This window comes from Micromonospora sp. NPDC049282, assembly GCF_043197045.1.
Taxonomy (GTDB): domain Bacteria; phylum Actinomycetota; class Actinomycetes; order Mycobacteriales; family Micromonosporaceae; genus Micromonospora.
Window position 1 is genome coordinate 92,355 of record NZ_JBICSL010000001.1, and the last position, 19,216, is coordinate 111,570.

At 74.3% G+C, this 19,216-nt stretch carries 16 protein-coding genes; 7 read left to right on the plus strand and 9 right to left on the minus strand.

Translation table 11 applies throughout. The annotated features are described in order from the left end of the window. Window positions 1-8: 8 nt before the first annotated feature. The 4 genes from infB to rimP all read right to left on the minus strand — a co-directional run bounded on the left by infB (window position 9) and on the right by rimP (window position 5,167). Window positions 9-3,026: a translation initiation factor IF-2 gene (gene infB / locus ACGFI2_RS00420; protein ID WP_393508282.1), complete on the minus strand. Its 3,018-nt coding sequence runs from the start codon at window positions 3,024-3,026 to the stop codon at window positions 9-11. Between the two features lie 93 nt (window positions 3,027-3,119). Then, on the minus strand, window positions 3,120-3,455 hold the full coding sequence (locus ACGFI2_RS00425) for a YlxR family protein (protein WP_393508285.1): 336 nt from the start codon (window positions 3,453-3,455) through the stop codon (window positions 3,120-3,122). Window positions 3,456-3,470: 15 nt separating this feature from the next. Next, window positions 3,471-4,514, minus strand: coding sequence for a transcription termination factor NusA (nusA, locus tag ACGFI2_RS00430; RefSeq protein WP_393508288.1), 1,044 nt, complete (start codon window positions 4,512-4,514; stop codon window positions 3,471-3,473). Beyond that, a complete protein-coding gene (rimP, locus tag ACGFI2_RS00435; RefSeq protein ID WP_393508291.1) occupies window positions 4,511-5,167 on the minus strand; it encodes a ribosome maturation factor RimP in 657 nt (218 codons plus the stop codon). Before rimP ends, nusA begins: the two co-directional genes overlap by 4 nt. A 264-nt stretch (window positions 5,168-5,431) precedes the next feature. On the opposite strand from rimP, the gene ACGFI2_RS00440 reads away from it, so the two are divergent. From ACGFI2_RS00440 to ACGFI2_RS00465, 6 genes are all read left to right on the plus strand, one after another. Continuing rightward, window positions 5,432-5,884 (plus strand): hypothetical protein, encoded by a 453-nt coding sequence (locus ACGFI2_RS00440; RefSeq protein WP_393510015.1) that lies wholly within the window; start codon window positions 5,432-5,434, stop codon window positions 5,882-5,884. A 110-nt stretch (window positions 5,885-5,994) separates the two neighbouring features. Further along, a complete protein-coding gene (locus ACGFI2_RS00445; RefSeq protein ID WP_393508293.1) occupies window positions 5,995-6,435 on the plus strand; it encodes a ferritin-like domain-containing protein in 441 nt (146 codons plus the stop codon). 69 nt (window positions 6,436-6,504) lie between these two features. Continuing rightward, the gene (locus ACGFI2_RS00450) at window positions 6,505-7,086 is read left to right on the plus strand and encodes a PadR family transcriptional regulator (RefSeq protein ID WP_393508296.1); all 582 of its coding nucleotides are present in this window, start codon (window positions 6,505-6,507) and stop codon (window positions 7,084-7,086) included. Between the two features lie 22 nt (window positions 7,087-7,108). Then, complete coding sequence (locus ACGFI2_RS00455; protein WP_393508299.1) at window positions 7,109-7,831, plus strand: ABC transporter ATP-binding protein; 723 nt, start codon at window positions 7,109-7,111, stop codon at window positions 7,829-7,831. Next, complete coding sequence (locus tag ACGFI2_RS00460) at window positions 7,828-10,506, plus strand: FtsX-like permease family protein (protein WP_393508302.1); 2,679 nt, start codon at window positions 7,828-7,830, stop codon at window positions 10,504-10,506. The genes ACGFI2_RS00455 and ACGFI2_RS00460 overlap by 4 nt, the downstream gene beginning before the upstream one ends. A gap of 27 nt (window positions 10,507-10,533) precedes the next feature. After that, on the plus strand, window positions 10,534-11,001 hold the full coding sequence (locus tag ACGFI2_RS00465) for a nitroreductase family deazaflavin-dependent oxidoreductase (RefSeq protein ID WP_393508305.1): 468 nt from the start codon (window positions 10,534-10,536) through the stop codon (window positions 10,999-11,001). Between the two features lie 97 nt (window positions 11,002-11,098). Here the strand turns inward: ACGFI2_RS00465 and ACGFI2_RS00470 are convergent, their stop codons facing one another. Both ACGFI2_RS00470 and map read right to left on the minus strand, forming a co-directional pair. Continuing rightward, window positions 11,099-11,812: a VIT1/CCC1 transporter family protein gene (locus ACGFI2_RS00470; protein ID WP_393508308.1), complete on the minus strand. Its 714-nt coding sequence runs from the start codon at window positions 11,810-11,812 to the stop codon at window positions 11,099-11,101. Next, window positions 11,809-12,666 (minus strand): type I methionyl aminopeptidase, encoded by an 858-nt coding sequence (gene map / locus ACGFI2_RS00475; protein WP_393508311.1) that lies wholly within the window; start codon window positions 12,664-12,666, stop codon window positions 11,809-11,811. Before map ends, ACGFI2_RS00470 begins: the two co-directional genes overlap by 4 nt. 94 nt (window positions 12,667-12,760) lie before the next feature. Between map and ACGFI2_RS00480 the strand changes: the two genes are divergently transcribed. Continuing rightward, window positions 12,761-13,075, plus strand: coding sequence for an STAS domain-containing protein (locus ACGFI2_RS00480; protein ID WP_393508314.1), 315 nt, complete (start codon window positions 12,761-12,763; stop codon window positions 13,073-13,075). 6 nt (window positions 13,076-13,081) lie between these two features. On the opposite strand, the gene ACGFI2_RS00485 is transcribed toward ACGFI2_RS00480, so the two are convergent. From ACGFI2_RS00485 to ACGFI2_RS00495, 3 genes are all read right to left on the minus strand, one after another. Further along, entirely contained in the window at window positions 13,082-16,741 is a 3,660-nt protein-coding gene (locus tag ACGFI2_RS00485; RefSeq protein WP_393508317.1) for a SpoIIE family protein phosphatase, read from the minus strand. A 263-nt stretch (window positions 16,742-17,004) separates the two neighbouring features. Next, window positions 17,005-17,772, minus strand: coding sequence for a 3-oxoacyl-ACP reductase (locus ACGFI2_RS00490; RefSeq protein WP_393508320.1), 768 nt, complete (start codon window positions 17,770-17,772; stop codon window positions 17,005-17,007). Window positions 17,773-17,777: 5 nt separating this feature from the next. Further along, a complete protein-coding gene (locus ACGFI2_RS00495; protein ID WP_393510017.1) occupies window positions 17,778-19,124 on the minus strand; it encodes an aldehyde dehydrogenase family protein in 1,347 nt (448 codons plus the stop codon). Window positions 19,125-19,216 lie beyond the last annotated feature (92 nt).

The following is a 19,216-nucleotide window of genomic DNA, read 5'->3' on the forward strand; positions in this document are numbered from 1 at the left end:
CCGCTCGCTCAGGCGCGCGGCTTCTCCCGCATCTCGAAGGTCTCGATGACGTCGCCGACCTGGACGTTGTTGTAACCGCCAAGCGTCAGACCACACTCGAAGCCTTCGCGAACCTCGGTCGCGTCGTCCTTGAACCGCTTCAGGGAGCTGATCGTGAGGTTGTCCGCCACGACCGCCCCGTCCCGCAGCAGCCGCGCCTTGGCGTTGCGGCGGATGAGGCCGGACCGGACGATACAGCCGGAGATGTTGCCGATCTTGGACGAGCGGAAGACGTCGCGGATCTCCGCGGTGCCCAGCTCGACCTCCTCGTACTCCGGCTTGAGCAGACCCTTGAGCGCGGCGTCGATCTCCTCGATGGCCTGGTAGATGACCGTGTAGTACCGGATCTCCACGCCCTCGCGGTCGGCGATCTCGCGGACCTTGTTGGCGGCCCGCACGTTGAAGCCGATGATCGTGACCGCCTCGGACGAGGCGCTCGCGAGCATGACGTCGCTCTCGGTGATCGCACCCACGCCCCGGTGGATGATCCGAAGCTGGACCTCCTCCGGGATGTCGAGGTTGAACAGCGCGTCCTCGAGCGCCTCCACGGAACCGGAGACGTCGCCCTTGAGCACCAGGTTGAGCGAGGTCTTCTCGCCCTCCTTGAGCTGCTCCATGAGCGTCTCGAGAGTGGCCCGGCCGCGGGAGTTGGCGAACGAGGCCGCCCGCCGCCGTGCCTGCCGCTGCTCGGCGATCTGCCGCACGGTGCGGTCGTCCTCGGCGGCCAGGAAGGTGTCACCCGCACCCGGCACCGTGGTCAGACCCAGCACCATGACCGGACGCGCCGGCCCGGCCGTGTCGACCGGCTTGCCGTTCTCGTCCAGCATGGCCCGGACCCGGCCGTGCGCCCCACCGGCGACGATGGAGTCACCCGCCCGGAGCGTGCCCTTCTGCACCAGCACGGTCGCCACCGCACCACGGCCCTTGTCCAGGTGCGCCTCGATGGCCACACCCTGAGCCGGCCCGTCGATCGGAGCGGTCAGCTCCAGCGACGCGTCGGCGGTCAGCAGGACGGCCTCGAGAAGCTCGTCGATGCCGATGCCGGGCTTCGCGGCCACGTTGACGAACATGGTGTCGCCGCCGTACTCCTCGGCGACCAGGCCGTACTCGGTCAGCTGCTGGCGGACCTTGTCCGGGTTCGCCTCCGGCTTGTCGACCTTGTTGACCGCGACCACGATCGGCACGTCCGCCGCCTTGGCGTGGTTGAGCGCCTCGATGGTCTGCGGCATCACGCCGTCGTCGGCCGCCACCACCAGGATCACGATGTCCGTCACCTGGGCACCACGGGCACGCATGGCGGTGAACGCCTCGTGACCCGGGGTGTCGATGAAGGTCACCGCGCGGTCCTCGCCCTCGTGCGGGACGTGGACCTGGTAGGCGCCGATGTGCTGGGTGATGCCACCCGCCTCGCCGGCCACGACGTTCGCCTTACGGATCGCGTCGAGCAGCTTGGTCTTACCGTGGTCGACGTGACCCATGACGGTCACCACCGGCGCACGGCTGACCAGGCGGTCCGCCGCGACCTCGGCGTCGAGGTCGATGTTGAACTGCGCGAGCAGCTCGCGGTCCTCGTCCTCCGGGCTGACGATCTGCACGTCGAAACCGAGGTGCTCACCCAGCAGCAGCAGGGTCTCGTCGGAGCACGACTGGGTCGCCGTCACCATCTCGCCCAGGTTGAACATCTCCTGGACCAGCGAACCCGGGTTGGCGTTGATCCTGTCGGCGAAGTCCGACAGCGAGGCGCCACGGGACAGCCGGACGACCTGACCCTGACCGCGGGGAGCACCCGAGGACATGGTCGGGGCCGACAGGTTGTCGAACTCCTGTCTGCGCTGCTTCTTGGACTTCCGGCCACGGGTCGGCCGACCACCCGGACGCCCGAAGGCACCCGCGGCGCCGCCGCCACGGCCACGACCGCCGCCACCGGGACGACCGCCGCCGCCACCCGGACGGAAACCACCGCCGGGAGCGCCACCGCCACCGCCGGCGCCACCGCCGGGACCGCCGCGGTAGCCACCGCCACCGCCGGCACCGCCACCGGGACCGCCGCGGTAGCCACCGCCACCGCCGGCACCGCCACCGGGACCGCCGCGGTAGCCACCGCCACCGCCGGCGCCACCACCGGGACGACCCGCGCCGCCACCGGGACCGCCACGACCGCCACCGGGGCCGCCGGGGCGACCCGTGGTCGGACGCTGGCTCGGCATGGACGCCGGACTGGGCCGCGGCGGCATGGACGCCGGGCTGGGCCGCGGCGGCATGCCGGCCGGGCTGGGACGGGGACCGCCCCCACCGGCGGCCGGGGGCCGCTGCTGGCCACCCTGGATACCGAACGGGTTGTTACCGGCGCCGCGCGCCGGCGGACGACCGCCGGGACGGGCACCCGGGCCCTGACCCGGGCCACCGGGACGAGCGGCCGGGGAACCCGGACGCGCCGGCATGGCGTTCGGGCCGGGACGCGGGCCGGGACGGGGACCGCCCTCGGCCGGAGGCTCCCGGCGAACGGTTTCGCGCTGCTGCTGGCGGGCGGCCTGGGCGGCCTTGACCGCGGCCTCCTGCTCAGCCTTCAGCGCGGCGGCGCGCGCTTCCGCGGCCGCCACTTCGATGTCGTGCGCGCTCGCCGGCTTGGCGACCGGGGTCGCCGGCTGCGGCGGGCCGGGGACCGGGCCCTTGGGCTTCGGTCCAGGGGTCGGCGCGGACGGACGCCGAGGCGGCATCGGTCGCGCCGAGACCCGGGGGGCACCCGGGGTCGGGGTGGATGTCGGGGTCGGTGCCGGGCCGCTGGGCGCGGCTGTCGGCGGGGCGGCGGGCGCCGGCGAACCGGCGGACGCCACGAACGCGTTCCGCAACCGTCGGGCGACAGGCGCCTCGACGGTGCTGGAGGCGGACTTCACGAACTCGCCCATCTCCTTGAGCTTGGCGAGAACGGTCTTGCTTTCGACCCCGAGCTCCTTGGCGAGCTCGTGTACGCGGGCCTTTCCTGCCACTGCACTCCTCACTCCGAGGTCGTGCGGGCAGCACCCGCAACGACCTCACTCGTGCACTTGAAGCCTGGTCATTTCTGCGACTTCATCGTGTGCTCATGTCGATCGTCCTACCTTGCTAGCGACCCTCGACCGGTCGGATTGACCGGTCGTCGGGGGTTGCGCGTCGACGTGCTCGGCAAGCGCGCCGTGGTCGGGGACCCCGGCGACGCGCAGTGCCCGCCCGAAGGCGCGGCGCCGCACCGCCTGCGTGAAGCAGGCCGGATTGGGGTGCATGTTCGCTCCCCGACCCGGCAGTCTGCGGGCCGGATCGGGCCGGAGACTGGTCTGACCAGCCTCGTCACCGATCGCGACGACCCGCAACAACTCGCTGGCTGGCGCTCGCTTCCGGCAGCCCACACAGGTGCGCTCCGGCAGCGCGCGTCGTGCCACTGAGGAAGTCTACCCCTAGCTGCTCGAGATCGCGCCGCCCGGCTCCGGTACGTGGTCCGTTCCACCCCGCCCGCCGGCGCCGGACTGCTCCGCGTCGGAGCGGATGTCGATCCGCCAACCGGTCAGACGGGCGGCCAGGCGGGCGTTCTGCCCCTCCCGGCCGATCGCGAGCGAGAGCTGGAAATCCGGGACGGTGACCCGGGCGGCACGGCTGGCCAGGTCGACCACCTCGACCCGCAGGGCCTTGGCCGGCGAGAGCGCGTTGCCGACGAAGGTGGCCGGGTCGTCCGACCAGTCGATGATGTCGATCTTCTCACCGTGCAGCTCGCTCATCACCGCGCGCACCCGCTGCCCCATCGGGCCGATGCAGGCGCCCTTGGCGTTGACGCCGGAGGCGGTGGAGCGTACGGCGATCTTGGTGCGGTGACCTGCCTCACGGGCGATGGCGCCGATCTCCACCGTGCCGTCGGCGATCTCCGGCACCTCCAGCGCGAAGAGCTTCTTCACCAGCCCGGGGTGCGACCGGGACAGCGTGATCTGCGGGCCGCGCATGCCCTTGGCCACGTGCACCACCACGCAGCGGATCCGCTCGCCGTGCTCGTAGCGCTCGCCGGGGACCTGCTCGGACTGCGGCAGAACGCCCTCCAGCTTGCCCAGGTCGACGCTGACGATGCCCTTCTCCCGGCGGGTCTCGTGGGCCTGCACCACGCCGGTGACCAGGTCACCGTCGCGGCCGACGTACTCGCCGAAGTGCACCTCGTCGGTGGCCTCCCGCAGTCGCTGGAGGATCACCTGCTTGGCCGTCATGGCGGCGATCCGGCCGAAGTCGTGCGGGGTGTCGTCCCACTCCCGGGCCACCGTGCCGTCGTCGTCCAGCTCCTGGGCGTAGACGGAGGCGGCGCCGCTCTTGCGGTCGATCTCCACCCGGGCGTGCGGCTCGGCGCCGTCGGTGTGCCGGTAGGCGGTCAGCAGCGCGGTCTCGATCGCCGCGAGGATCGTGTCGAACGGGATCTCCCGCTCGCGCTCCAGGGCGCGCAGCGCCGCGAGGTCGATGTTCACCTCTCCTCGTCCTCCAGATCTTCGTCGTCGTCGATGTCGGTGTCGTCACCGAGATCCTCGTCGGCCAGGTCGTCCAGGCGGTTGAACTCCACCTGGACGCGGCCCGGCCCGAGTTCGGGGTAGGGGTGTGCGGCCTGACCGGCGTCGGTCTCCAGGGTCACCCGCTCGTCGTCGGCGGCCGTGATCCGTCCGGTGAGCTGTCGGTCCCCGGCATCGCCACGCACGGTGACCTTGACCAGCCGGCCGACGTTGCGCCGCCAGTGCCGGGGCAGGGTGAGCGGACGGTCCACGCCGGGCGAGCTGACCTCGAGCTGGTACTCGCCGGCGACGATGTCACCGCCGGCCTCCTCGGCGGCGTCCAACGCCGCGGAGACCGCCCGGGAGACGTCCGCGACGGCGTCCAGGCTGATCCCACCGTCGGCGCCCACGATCACCCGGACCACGTGCCGGCGGCCGGCGCGGGAGACGGAGATGTCCTCCAGGTCGTAGCCGGCGGCGGTGACCACCGGCTCGATCACCTCGCGCAGCCGGGTCCGGCGGGCGGCGAGATCGCCGCGGGGTGCGCCACTGCGGTCCGTGCCGCGGGGCCCGTCGGACCGGCGGGGCCGCCCGGCGGGCCCCGACGGCCGGGTGGCACGGCCACGCTGCGTCATTCCGCGCACCTCTCTGCTGTTGCCACGGTCCGTCGGAGCCGTGTTGTCCCGGGCCGGCGCCGGCGGTCGACCCGCCATGCCGGCACGCCACCGGGGCGTTCGCGCCCGGTGGCTGCGCAGAGCGTAACGCCTGGGTCGGGCGGCGGACCCGGCGGCGCACCGACGACCCTGCCCCACGGGGCGGCGGAGATGGTGTTGACTTGTCCGGTGGGGACCGGCAGAACACCATCCGACCAGGGCGGAGCGGGGCATTCCCGGCGTCGTCTGCTGCGCGCCGGAGCGCTCGTCGCGCTCGGCGGCGCGGCCGTGCCGCTGACTGGTTGTGATCTTCTCGACCGTGACGACGAGCCACCGCCGCCGGACGCGCTGGAGCCGTTGGTGGCCGAGGCGCTCGCGCTGGAGGCGCAGCACCGGGCCGCCGCCGGCGCCACGCCGGCGCTGGCCGGGCGGCTCACCCCGATCGCCGACGCGCACCGGGCGCACGCCGACGAGTTGCGTCGCGCGATCGGCCGGCCCGCGCCGTCCGGCACGCCGGCGGCCGCCTCGTCGGTCACGCCGGCCACCGAGCCCGACGCCGTGCTGGCCCAGCTGCGCCGGGCCGAGCAGCAGGGCCGGACGAACGCCGCCAAGGCCTGCGCGGGCGCGCCGGCCGAGCGGGCCGCGCTGCTCGGCTCGATCGCCGCGGCCCGGGCCACCCACGTGGAGGCGCTGGCATGAGCGAACGCACCGAGCGAAGCGAGGGCCGTGAGCGCATGCCCAGCCGGCAAAGCATGAGCGAACGCACCGAGCGAAGCGAGGGCCGTGCGGCCATACCGACACGGAACAGCATGAACCCGACCGGCGACCCGACCCGGGCCCTCGCCGACGCGCTCGCCGCCGAGTACGCGGCGGTCTGGGCGTACGGGGTGATCGGCGTGCACCTCACCGACGCGGCCCGCTCCGCCGCCCGGGCCGCCGAGGCGGCCCACCGGTCCCGCCGGGACGCGCTGCTCCTCCAACTCGCCGAGGGCTCCGGGGAGGTGCCCGCCGACCGGGCCGGCTATGCGCTGCCCTACCCGGTGACCGACCGGGCGACCGCGTTGCGGCTGGCCGTCGAGATCGAGGAGCGTACCGCCGGGCACTGGCGGGCCGCGCTGCCGCACACCGGCGGCGCCGACCGGAACACGGCGCTCGCCGCGCTCACCGACTGCGCGCTGCGGGCCACCCGCTGGCGGCGTACCGCCGGGGTGACCCCGATCACCGTGCCCTTCCCGGGCCGGCCGGCCTGAGCGCGGCGCCGGTCACCGACGGGAGCCCTGCGGTTGCGGGCCGCATACCAGGTATGCATACTCCAGGCCATGTCCATCCGCCACGGCCTGCTCGCCCTCCTCGAACGCGGCCAGATGTACGGCTACCAGCTGCGTGCCGCGTTCGAGGAATCGACCGGGTCGACGTGGCCGCTCAACATCGGGCAGGTGTACACCACACTGGCCCGGCTGGAACGCGACGGCCTGGTCCGCCCACTGCCGGAGAACGAGAGCGGGCAGCGGCCGTACGAGATCACCGACGCCGGGCGGGCGGACCTGGCGCTCTGGTTCGCCACCCCGATCAGCCGCGCCGACCGGCCCCGGGACGAGCTGTCGATCAAGCTGGCGCTGGCGCTGACCACTCCCGGGGTGGACGTCCGGGCGGTGGTGCAGACCCAGCGCAGCGCCACCATGCGCGCGCTGCAGGAGTTCACCAGGTTGAAGTACACCAGCGACAAGCCGGAGGATCTGCCCTGGCGGCTGGTGCTGGACGCGATGATCTTCCAGGCGGAGGCCGAGGTGCGCTGGCTCGACCACTGCGAGACCAGCCTGGTCCGCCACCGGCCGGCGCCGGGCCGGCCCGCCGTCCACCGCGAGGCGGTGGACCGGGCCGGCGACGAGGCCCGCCGGTGACACGACACGGAGGTCGGCGGAGATGAGCGCAGTGCTGGAACTTCGCGACGTGCGCCGGACGCACGGCGCCGCCGAGGCCGCCGTGCACGCGCTGCGCGGCGTGAGCCTCACCGTGCGGGCGGGCGAGCTGGTGGCGGTGATGGGCCCCTCCGGCTCCGGCAAGTCGACGTTGCTGGCCCTGGCCGGCGGGCTGGACCGACCGACCGGCGGCGAGGTGCTGGTCGAGGGCGAGGCGCTCGGCGGGCTGCCGGCCCGCGAGCTGGCCCGGCTGCGCCGCCGCCGGATCGGGTACGTCTTCCAGGATCTCAACCTGCTCGGCAGCCTGACCGCGGTGGAGAACGTGGCGCTCCCCCTGGAACTGGACGGCGCCGGGGTGCGGGCGGCCCGCCGGCTCGCCCTGGCCGCGCTGCGCGAGGTGGACGTCGCGGGTCAGGCCGACCGGTTCCCCGACCAGATGTCCGGCGGCCAGCAGCAGCGGGTGGCGATCGCCCGGGCGTTGGTCGGCGAACGCCGGCTGGTCCTCGCCGACGAGCCGACCGGCGCGCTGGACTCCCAGGCCGGCGAGGCGGTGCTGCACCTGCTGCGCCGCCGGGTGGACGACGGCGCCGCCGGGGTGCTGGTCACCCACGAGGCCCGGCACGCCGGCTGGGCGGACCGGGTGGTCTTCCTACGCGACGGCGTGCTGGTCGACTCGACCGCCCCGCTGATCGGCATCGAGCACCTGCTCAGCGGCAGCGGCCGGTGACCTCCGGCCGGCTCGCCGCGGCACGCGGCTCGTGGCGTACCGCGTTGCGGATCGCCCGCCGGGAGGCCCGCCGGTCCCGCCGGCGCACCCTGCTGGTGCTGGTGATGATCGCGCTGCCGGTGCTCGGGCTCAGCTTCGCCGCGGTCAGCTACGACATGTCCGAGCTGACCCGGTCGGAGCGGCTCGACCGACGGCTCGGCGCGGCCGACGCCGAACTGCGCTGGACCGACCTGGCCCCGCTGACGCAGGACGCGTGGGGCGAGTCGGCGTGGCCGGTCGAGGGCGACCCGGTGCCCCGGACCCGGCCGGTCTCCGCCGACGAGTTGCGGGCGCTGCTGCCCGCCGGCAGCCGGGTCACCCGGGTGCGCTGGTGGGTGTCGTTCGAGACCCGTGTCGGCCGCCGGACGCAGCCGATCGACGCACGGGCCGTCGATCTGACCGACCCGCTCGCCCGGCCGCTGGCGACCGTGCGCGAGGGCCGGCCACCGATCCGGCCGGACGAGATCGCGGTCAATCCGGCCGCCCTGCGCCGGCTGGACACCCGGGTCGGCGCGCCGGTGCGCGCCGCCGACGGCACCACGTACCGGGTCGTCGGGGTGGTCGAGTTCCCGGACAGCCTGCGCGAGATGGTCACCATGGCCGATCTGGCCCCGGACGGAGCGCCGAGCGAGGCGAGCTGGCTGGCGGACCTGCCCGGCCCGCTGGATCAAGCGCTGGCCGACCGGCTCAACGCGCAGGGCATCCAGGTGACCACCCGCCACCCGCTGCCCGGGCGGCCCGAGGTCGCCCGGGGCGTGCCGCTGCCGGGCGCCGAGGAGACCGGGGTTTCGGTGCTGGTCGGCGGGTTGGGGCTGCTGGAGGTGGTGCTGCTGGTCGGCCCGGCCTTCGCGGTCGGCGTCCGCCGCCGCCGGCGGGACCTCGCGCTGGTCGCGGTGGCCGGCGGGGACGCGGCCCACCTGCGCCGGATCGTGCTCGCCGACGGGGTGGTCCTCGGCGCCGGCGGGGCCGCCCTCGGACTGCTGCTCGGCGTCGGGACCGCGTTCGCCGGCCGGCCGCTGGTCGAGCAGTACCTGGTCCACGAGCGCTTCGGCGGGTACCGCGTCTTCCCGACCGCGCTCGCCGCGATCGCCGCGGTCGCGGTGCTGGCCGGCGTGCTGGCGGCGCTCGCGCCGGCCTGGACCGCGGCCCGGCAGGACGTGCTGGCCGGCCTGGCCGGCCGGCGCGAGGCGCCCCGGCCGCGCCGCCGGTGGCTGCTGCTCGGCGCGGTGCTCACGGTGGCCGGCACCGCGCTGGCCGCGTTCGCCGCCACCCGCACCTCGCCGACCGGGGTGCTGGCCGGTGTGGTCCTCGGTGAGCTGGGGTTGGTCTTCTGCACGCCGACGCTGGTCGGGCTGCTCGCCCGGGCCGGCCGGCTGCTGCCGTTGACACCCCGGCTCGCGCTGCGTGACGCCAGCCGCAACCGGTCGTCGGCCGCGCCGGCCATCTCGGCCGTGATGGCGGCGGTCGCCGGCAGTGTCGCGCTCGGCGTCTACGTGGCCAGCGACGACGCCCGGGAGCGGGCGCTCTGGCAGCCCGGCCTGCCGCCGGGCCACGTGCTGCTCCAGCTCACCGACTCGCCGGCCGGCACGCTGCCGGCGGCCGGGACGGTCGCCGCGCGGGTCCGGGCGGTGCTGCCGGACGCCACCGTGGCGGCCCTCGCCATCCCGGGGTGCGCCCGTCCCGCCGACCCGGACGCCTACTGCTTCGCCCAGGCGATGCGCCCGCCCGAGGAGCGCTGCCCGTACGGGCCGTTCGAGTCGGGTCCCGCCGCGGCCCGGGAGGACCCACGCTGTCACCGGCCGTTCCGGGAACCGCAGGACATCTCCCTACCGACCCTGGTGGACGACGGCGCGGCGCTGCCCGCGCTCACCGGCGCCCCGGCCGACGAGGTGGCCGCCGCACGCCGGACGCTCGCCGCGGGCGGCGTGGTGGTCACCGATCCCCACCAGGTGGTGGACGGGCACGTCCGGGTGGAGGTCAACCACGGCCCCGGCGTTCCGACGGCCGTCCGTCTCCTGCCCGGCCACGTCCTGCGCGGCGGGCTGCCGGTGGACCGGCTGGTGATCTCCCCCGCCGCGGCGGACGCGCTCGGCCTGGCCCCGGCGCCGACGGGCTACCTGGTGGACACCACCGGCCCGCCCACCGACGGGCAGCGTGAACGGCTGGTCGACGAACTGTCCGACGTCGTACGGGTGTACGCGCAGGTGTCGACCGCCGACCCGCCGTCGGACCAACGACCGCTGCTGCTCCTGCTGGCCGTCGCCTCCGGGATCATCACGCTCGGCGCCGCCGCGGTCGCCACCGGTCTGGCCGCCGCCGAGGGCCGCCGAGACCTGTCCACGCTCGCGGCGGTCGGCGCCGACCCCCGGGTACGCCGGGTGCTCTCGCTCTGCCAGGCCGGCGTGATCGCGGTGCTCGGCTCGGCGCTCGGCATCGTGGCCGGACTCGGCTCGGCCACCGTCGTCCTGACCTCGCTCAACCAGCGGTACGCGGACTCCTGGCCGGTGCAGCCGTCGTACCCGGTGACCGTGCCCGGTCTCACCATGACGGTGCTGGTCGTGGTGCCGCTGGTGGCGATGGCCGGCGCGGCCCTGCTCACCCGCTCCCGCCTGCCGATCGAGCGCCGCCTCGACTGACGGCCGATCCAGGGGCACACTGGGCGGGTGTCCGCCCTGGGATCCCTCACCCGCCGTCTCGGTCACCAACGGTGGTTCGCCACCACCATGCGCGTGCTCGTCCCCGCCGACCGGCTGGTCGGCCGGCTGACCAAGGGGCGGGTGGTCGCCTTCGGGTTGGTGCCCACGCTGGTGCTCACCTCCACCGGCCGCCGCTCCGGCAAGCCCCGCAGCAACCCCCTGCTCTACGTCCCCGACGGCGACGCCTACGTGGTGATCGGCTCCAACTGGGGGCAGCAGCACCAACCGTCGTGGACGTTCAACCTGCTGGCCCGGCCGATCGCCGAGGTCGATGTCAAGGGGCGCCGGATCCCGGTGCGCGCCGAGCAGGTGAGCGGCGCCGAACGGGACCGGCTGTTCGACCGCCTGGTCGAGGAGTGGCCGGCCTACCGCACGTACGTGGAACGGGCCGGCGGTCGCGAGATCAAGGTCTTCCGCCTGTCCCCCGTCGGCTGACCCCGCCCACCCTTCGCCCGCTGTTTCACGGTAAGAGTGGGCATGGGGCGCAGCATGGGCACTCTTACCGTGAATCAGGTGACGGGGCGGGCGGGGGTCAGCCCAAGCCGCCGACGCCGATCAGCGCGCCGATCAGGTAGGTGGCGCCGGCCGCCAGCGCGCCGAGCAGCAACTGCCGCAGGCCGCCGGTCCACCAGGACCGGTAGGTGAACCGGGCCACGATCGCCCCGGCGAGGAAGAGCCCCACCCCACCGACGGCGAGGGCCAGCCAGAGGCTGGTGAAGCCGAGCAGGTAGGGCAGCAGCGGCACCAGCGCGCCGATCGAGAAGCAGACGAACGACGAGATCGCCGCCGCCCACGGGCTGGGCTGGTCGTCGGGGTCGACGCCCAACTCCTCCCGGACGTGGACCCGAAGCGCCTCCTCCGGGTTGCGCCGGACCGCCTCGGCGACCTGGGTGGCCAGGTCGCGGGGCAGGCCCCGGGCGACCCACGCGTCGGCCAGTTCGCGGGCCTCCGCCTCCGGGTGCCGCTCCAGCTCGCGCCGCTCCTTGGCCACCTCGGCGGCCACCTGCTCGTTGGCGGAGCGGACGCTCGTGTATTCGCCCAGGCCCATCGAGATGGCGCCGGCCACCAGGCCGGCCGTGCCGGTCAGCACCACGCTGCGCGGGGACACCCCGCCACCGCCGACGCCGGCGATCAGCGCGATGTTGGTGACCAGACCGTCCATCGCGCCGAAGACGGCCGGCCGCAGCCAGCCGCCGGACACGTCCGCGTGGTGCGCCTCGCGCAGCGCCGCCGGGGTCTCGGTCACGGCAGGGTCAGGATCTCGTAGCCGTCGTCGGTCACGACGATGGTGTGCTCGAACTGCGCCGTCCACTTCCGGTCCTTGGTGACCACGGTCCAGCCGTCGTCCCACATGTCGTACTGGTACGTGCCGATGGTGATCATCGGCTCGATGGTGAACGTCATGCCGGGCTCCATCACGTCGGTGGGACGCGGGCTGTCGTAGTGCGGCACGTAGAGGCCGCTGTGGAAGGTCTCGCCGATGCCGTGCCCGGTGAAGTCGCGGACCACGCCGTAGCCGAACCGCTTGGCGTACGACTCGATCACCCGGCCGATGACGTTGATCTGCCGCCCCGGCGCGACCGCCTTGATGCCGCGCATCATCGCCGCGTGGGTCCGCTCGACCAGCAGCCGGGCCTCCTCGCTCACCTCGCCCACGCAGAAGGTGGCGTCGGTGTCGCCGTGCACCCCGTCGAGGAACGCCGTGACGTCGATGTTGATGATGTCGCCGTCACGCAGCACGGTGGAGTCCGGGATGCCGTGGCAGATCACCTCGTTGAGGCTGGTGCAGCAGGACTTGGGGAAGCCGCGGTAACCCAGCGTCGACGGGTAGGCGCCGTGGTCGCAGAGGAACTCGTGCACCACCCGGTCGATCTCGTCGGTGGTCACCCCGGGCTTGCAGTGCTCGCCGGCGAGCTGGGTGGCCCGGGCCGCGAGCCGGCCGGCCACCCGCATCTTCTCGATGGTCTCCGGTGTCTGCACGTGCGAGCCGCGCCACTCCTGCGGGCGCTTCTTGCCCACGTACTCCGGGCGCGGAATGTGGGCGGGAACCGCCCGCCACGGGGAGAGCGTGCCGGGGGTCAGCGGCGCACGGACGGTCATGCCCTCAGCTTATCGCCGGCCCCCGTCCGGACCCCGCCACGGCCCCGCCGGGCAGGTTGTTGCCGCGCGGCAAACGCTGTGCCATTGTTGCTGCGTGGATCAAGGGGGCGCATCGCCCGTCTTCTCCGTGACGACGGAGGGCGACGGCGTCCGGCTTCACGTCCAGGTGACCGGCGAGGTCGACATGGCGACCGCCGACACCATGTTCCAGACCGCGCTGCGCGAGCCCGCCGAACAGCTCACGCTCGACCTGCGGGCGGTCACCTTCTTCGACTCGGCTGCCATCCACGCGGTGGTCCGGCTCTCCCAGAAGTTCCCGGCCGCGCTCACCGTGCTGCCGTCCCGGCAGGTCCGGCGGGTGCTGGAGGTCTCCGGCCTGGGCGAGCAGGCCTGGCTGGCCGACGGCTGAGCCGCCCTAGTCGGCCAGCCGGCGCCGCAACGTCAGCTCGGTGCCGTCCTCGGTACGGGTCACGCTCATCTCCCCGAGCGCCTGGATCAGGGCCAGCCCGCGGCCACGGAAACTCGACCCGCTGGACTCGCGCCAGCGGCCGCTGTCCCGGATCGTGGCGGTGACCGTACGGTCGACGATGGTGACCTCGACCCCGATGGTCGACTCGGCCGGGTCGACCGGGTGCTCGATCGCGTTCGCCGCGGCCTCCGAGATCGCCACCGTGAGGTCGAACAGGTCGGTCTCGCCGACCTGGTGGGCGACGAGGAAGTCCTCCAGCCGCTTGCGCAGCACGCTGAGTCGGGTCGGGTCGGCCGGCAGCCGCAGCGCGAAGCGGTTCAGCTCGGCCGCCTCCAGCGCGAGCACCGCCACGTCGTCGTGCCGGGACCGCCCGGAGACCCGCTCCACCACGGCGTCCACCAGGTCGGCGACGTGCTCGCCGCGCGCGGTCGCGTCGGCCCGCAACTGGTCGAACCCGGCGTCGATGCCCGCCTCCCGGTCCTCGATCAGGCCGTCGGTGTAGAGCAGCAGCCGGCCGCCCGGGGCGAGTTCGCCCTCGACGGTCCGGTAGACGGTGCCCGGGATCGCCCCGACCGGCGGTCCGAGGGCCCGATCGTGCAGGAACGCCACGTCGTCTCCTCGGATCAACAGGGGCGAGGGGTGACCCGCGCTGGCGTACCGGAGCCGGCCGGTGCGCGGGGAGAAGTCGAGGCAGACCACGGTGGCGAAGGAGCCGCCGCCGGTGGAGTGGACGAGCCGGTTGAGCCGGGTCAGCGCCTCGCCCGGGTCGTAGCCCTCCAGCACGTACGCCCGCAGCGCGTTGCGGAGCTGGCCCATCGCGGCGGCCGCCCGCACGCCCTTGCCGACCACGTCGCCGATGACCAGCACCAGGTCGTCGTCGGCGGTGCCGATCACGTCGTACCAGTCGCCGCCGACCTCGACGTCGGCGCTGCCGGGCAGGTAACGGCTGGCCACCACCGCGCCGGGCAGCTGCGGCAGCGTACGCGGCAGCAGGCTGTGCTGGAGCGTGGTGGCGATCCGGTGCTCGGCCTCGTAGAGCTGGGCGTTCTCCAGCCGTACGCCGACCAGCCGGGCCAGCTCGGTCAGCGCCGCCTGCTCGGTGCCACCGCCCTCGCGACGCCACACCCGCAACTCGCCGAGCTGCTCGCCGGTGGTGCCGGTGAGCGGCAGCACCGTGGACGGCTCGGCCGGCAGGTCCCCGCCAGCGTCCTCCTCGTGGCGGGCGCCGGTGGCGACCACCATCACCCGGCCCGCCTCGGCCAGGCTGAGCGCGTGGTGCGCGGCCACCCGCACCACCTCGGCGGTGGAGCGGGCCGTGTTGATCGCCACGGCGGCGTCGGCGAGCGCCCGCAGCCGGCGGATGATCTGCCCGCGAAGCTGTCCCAGCTCGACGTTGGCCCGCACCCGGGCGACCAGCTCCTGGCTGGAGAAGGGCTTGGTGAGGTAGTCGTCCGCGCCGGCCGAGAGACCGGCGACCTCCTCGGCGGCGCCGGCGCGGGCGGAGAGCATCACGATCGGCACGTGCCTGGTGAGCGGGTTGCCGCGCAACGCGGTCACCAGCCCGAAACCGTCCAGGCGGGGCATCATCACGTCGGTCAGCACCAGGTCGAACGGGGTGTCCACGGCCAGTCGCAGCGCCTCCACGCCGTCCGGCACGGCGACCACCTCGTACGCCGGGGAGAGCAGCCGACCGACGTGCTCGCGCAGGTCGGGGTTGTCGTCGGCGAGCAGGACGCGCCCCGAGCCGCCCGGCGTGCCGGACGACTCGGGCAGCCCGGCGGGTCGGGCCACCTCGTCGGTCCAGAGCGCCGTCTCGGCGACGTGGAGCCGGGCCTGTTCCGACTCGGTCAGCGGCACCGGGGAGAGCGCGGACACCCGGTCGGCGGGCAGGTGCGCGTAGCCGAACGGCACGGTCACGGTGAACGTGGTGCCCCGCTCGACGACACTGCGCCCGGTCACCGTGCCGCCGTGCATCTCGACCAGCTCGCGGACCAGCGCGAGCCCGATGCCGGTGCCCTCGTGGGTGCGGGAGCGGGCCCCGGCGACCCGGTGGAACCGTTCGAAGACCTGCGGCAGCTCCTCCGGCGCGATGCCGACCCCGGTGTCGGTCACCTCCAGCACGGCCACGCCGTCGCCGGGGCGCACCCGGACCCGGATCTCGCCGTCGAAGGTGAACTTCAACGCGTTCGACACCAGGTTGAGGACGATCTTCTCCCACATGTCCCGGTCGACGTAGACGGGCGCGGGCAGCGGCGGGCAGTCGACCACCAGGCGCAGCCCGGCCCGCTCGACGGCCGAGCGGAACGTGCTGGCCAGCCGGGAGGTGTAGTCGGACAGGTCGGTGGGCTGGTAGCGGGCGGCCAGCCGGCCGGACTCGAGCCGGGAGAAGTCGAGCACCGTGTTCACCAGCTTGAGCAGGCGCAGTCCGTTGCGGTGCATGACGGCCAGCCGGTCGGTGTACCGGTCGGGCAGCTCCCGGTCGGCGAGCATCTCCTCCAGCGGCCCGAGGACCAGGGTGAGCGGGGTGCGGAACTCGTGGCTGACGTTGGCGAAGAAGTTGGTCTTGGCTCGGTCCAGCGCGGCCAGCTCGGCGGCGCGGATGCGCTCCTGATCGTACGCCCGCTGCTTGCCCACGGCGCGGGAGACCTGCGCGGCGACCAGGTCGACGAAGTCCCGGTAGTCGTCGCCGAACGACAGCCCGCGGGCCACGCCGAGCAGCAGCGCGCCCGCCGGCTCGTTGGTGGCGGTAAGCGGCAGCAGCAGCGCCTGGTCGGCGGCGTCCGCCGGCACCGCGCCGGGCAGGTCGGCGGTGGCGATCCAGCGTGGCGCGGTCAACGGCTCGCCGGCGGGCAGGCCGGACCAGCCGGCGAGCAGAGCCGGGTCGACGCCGGAGCAGCCGGCCAGCGCCGGGGCGCCGTCGGCGTCGTGGAGCCACATCGCGCTGAACGGCACGTCGGCGCGGTGCGCGTCGAGCACCCGGGCCACGGCCCGGCCCAGCTCGAGCGTGCTCGGCACGTCGCCCAACTCGTTGCCCAGGTCGGCCAGGGTCCGCAGCCGGCGCTCGCCGAGCACCCGGCCGGTGGTCTCGTTGACGACGCAGAAGATCCCGCTGACGGTGCCGTCGGCGTCGCGGATCGGGTCGTACGAGACGTCGAAGTAGACGTCCTCCAGGAAGCCGTGCCGGTTGATCACGAAGGGGTGGTTCTCGCCCCGGTAGGGCACACCGCTGTCGCGCACCCCGTCCAGCAGCGGGCCGAGGACGTCCCAGGTCTCCGCCCAGTGCAGCCGCGCGGACTGCCCGATCACGGCCGGGTGCTTGTCGCCGATGGTCGGCCGGTAGGCGTCGTTGTAGAAGGCCAGGTGCTCCTCGCCCCAGAACACCACCATCTGGGCGCGGGACGCGAGCATGGTGCTCACCGCGTGGCAGAGCGCGGCCGGCCAGCGGTCCGGCGTGCCGAGACGGGTCGTCGACCAGTTGAAGCCGCGCAGCCGCTCGCCCATCTCGCCGCCGGCGGCGAACGCGGCGGTCAGCAACGGCGACAGTGACCACTCACCGGCCGCCGGGGACGACCGACCGACGTCCCCGCCCCCCTGGGCCGAGCCCATGCAGCCTCCCGCTCCGGCCATGTCCACGACGGCCGGCGCGACCACGCCGACCGTCCCCGCCTACTACCCCCACGGACGAGCAACGTAACGCACACGACCCGGTGGACGCTGGTTACCTCCGGCTCATCCTGGCGTAACCGGAGGGCGGGGGCGAGCCGGGCCGGGCCGCGGGTCCGCCGGCTGTGATCTGCGCGACATCGTGACGGCCCCGACCGGTGACGGCCGCTCGACGTACGCGGTGATCCCGCTCACCGGCCCTCGGCTCACAGTGGAGTGACGTACGCGCCGGTGATGCCGCCGTCGACCACGAACTGCGCGGCGGTCATGAAGGAGGCGTCGTCGCTGGCCAGGAACGCCACCGCGGCGGCGATCTCGGCCGGGTCGCCGAACCGGCCCATCGGCACGTGCACCAGCCGCCGGGCGGCCCGCTCCGGGTCCGTGGCGAACAGCTCCAGCAGCAGCGGGGTGGCGACCGGGCCGGGGCAGAGCGCGTTGACCCGGATGCCCTCGCGGGCGAACTGCACCCCCAGTTCCCGGGTCATCGCGAGCACCCCGCCCTTGCTCGCCGTGTACGCGATCTGCGACGTCGCCGCGCCCATCAGCGCCACGAACGACGCGGTGTTGATGATCGAACCCTTGCCCTGCCGGCGCATGTGCGGGATGACGTGCTTGCAGCACAGGTAGACGCTCGTGGTGTTGACCCGCAGCACCCGCTCCCAGGCGTCCAGCCCGGTGTCCAGGATCGAGTCGTCGTCGGGCGGCGAGATGCCGGCGTTGTTGAAGGCGACGTCCACCCGGCCGTGGCGTTCCACCACGCCGTCGAAGAGGTCGCGGACCGCCGCCTCGTCGGCCACGTCGGTGGCGACGAACTCCCCGCCGGCCTCCTCGGCCGCCCGGGCGCCGGCGTCGGCGTCGATGTCCACGCAGACCACCCGGGCCCCCTCGGCGGCGAAGCGCCGCACGGTGGCCAGGCCGATGCCGCTGCCCGCGCCGGTCACCACGGCCACCCGGTCCTGAAGCCGTCCCTGCACTGTGATCACTCCTCGGTGCCGATGAACACGTTCTTGACGTCGGTGAAGGCGTGCAGGGCGTCCGGACCCAGCTCCCGGCCGAGGCCGGAACGTTTCATCCCGCCGAACGGGGTCCAGTAGCGCACCGAGGAGTGCGAGTTGACGCTGAGGTTGCCGGCCTCGACCGCCCGGGCCACCCGGACGGCCCGGCCCACGTCCCGGGTCCAGATCGAGCCGGAGAGCCCGTACTCGGTGTCGTTGGCGAGCCGGACCGCGTCCGCCTCGTCGTCGAAGGGGAGCACCGAGACGACCGGGCCGAAGATCTCCTCACGCCAGTGCCGGTCCGCCGGCGAGCCGGCGAGCAGCACGGTCGGGGCGTACCAGAAGCCGGGGCCGTCGGGGCGGGTGCCGGTGAACGCCACGTCCGCGCCCTCGACGTGACCGGCGACCCGGTCCCGGTGCGCGGCGGAGATCAGCGGGCCCATCTCGGCGGTCTCCCGGGCCGGGTCCTCCACCCGGAACGCCCGCACGGCCGGTTCGAGCAGCTCCAGGAACCGGTCGTACGCCGCGCGTTGGACCAGGAGCCGGGAGCGGGCGCAGCAGTCCTGGCCGGCGTTGTCGAAGACCGAGGACGGCGCGGTGGCCGCCGCCTTCGCCAGGTCCGCGTCGGCGAAGACGATGTTCGCCGACTTGCCGCCCAGCTCCAGCGTCACCCGCTTCACCTGCTCGGCGCAGCCTGCCATGATCCGGGTGCCGACCTCGGTGGACCCGGTGAAGCAGACCTTGCGGACCGCCGGGTGGGTGACGAACCGCTCGCCCACCACGCTGCCCGGCCCGGGCAGCACGGTGAACACGCCCTCGGGCAGGCCGGCGTCGAGCGCCAGTTCGGCCAGGCGCAGCGCGGTCAGCGGGGTCAGCTCGGCCGGCTTGAGCAGCACCGTGTTGCCGGCGGCGAGCGCCGGGGCGAGACCCCAGCCGGCGATCGGCATCGGGAAGTTCCACGGCACGATCACGCCGACCACGCCCAGCGGCTCGTGGAACGTGACGTCGAGCCCGCCGGGCACCGGGATCTGCCGCCCGGTCAGCCGCTCCGGCGCGCCCGCGTAGTAGTCGAGCACGTCCCGGACGTTGCCGGCCTCCCAGCGCGCGTTGCCGATGGTGTGCCCGGCGTTGCGCACCTCCAGCCGCGCCAGCTCCTCCAGGTGCGCGTCGACCTGGGCGGCGAACCGCCGCAGCAGCCGCGCCCGGTCCCCCGGCGTCACGTTCCGCCACCGCTCGAACGCGGCGGCGGCCCGCGCCACGGCCGCGTCCACGTCCGCCACGGAGCACCTCGGCACATCCCCGATCGCCACCCCGTCGACCGGCGAGATCACCTCACCCACGCGCCCCCCTTCCCTCGGCGATCTTGCAGTTGCTGCCCGGACAAAAGCCACTCATGCCGCGAGCCACGGGCCGCAAGTGCAAG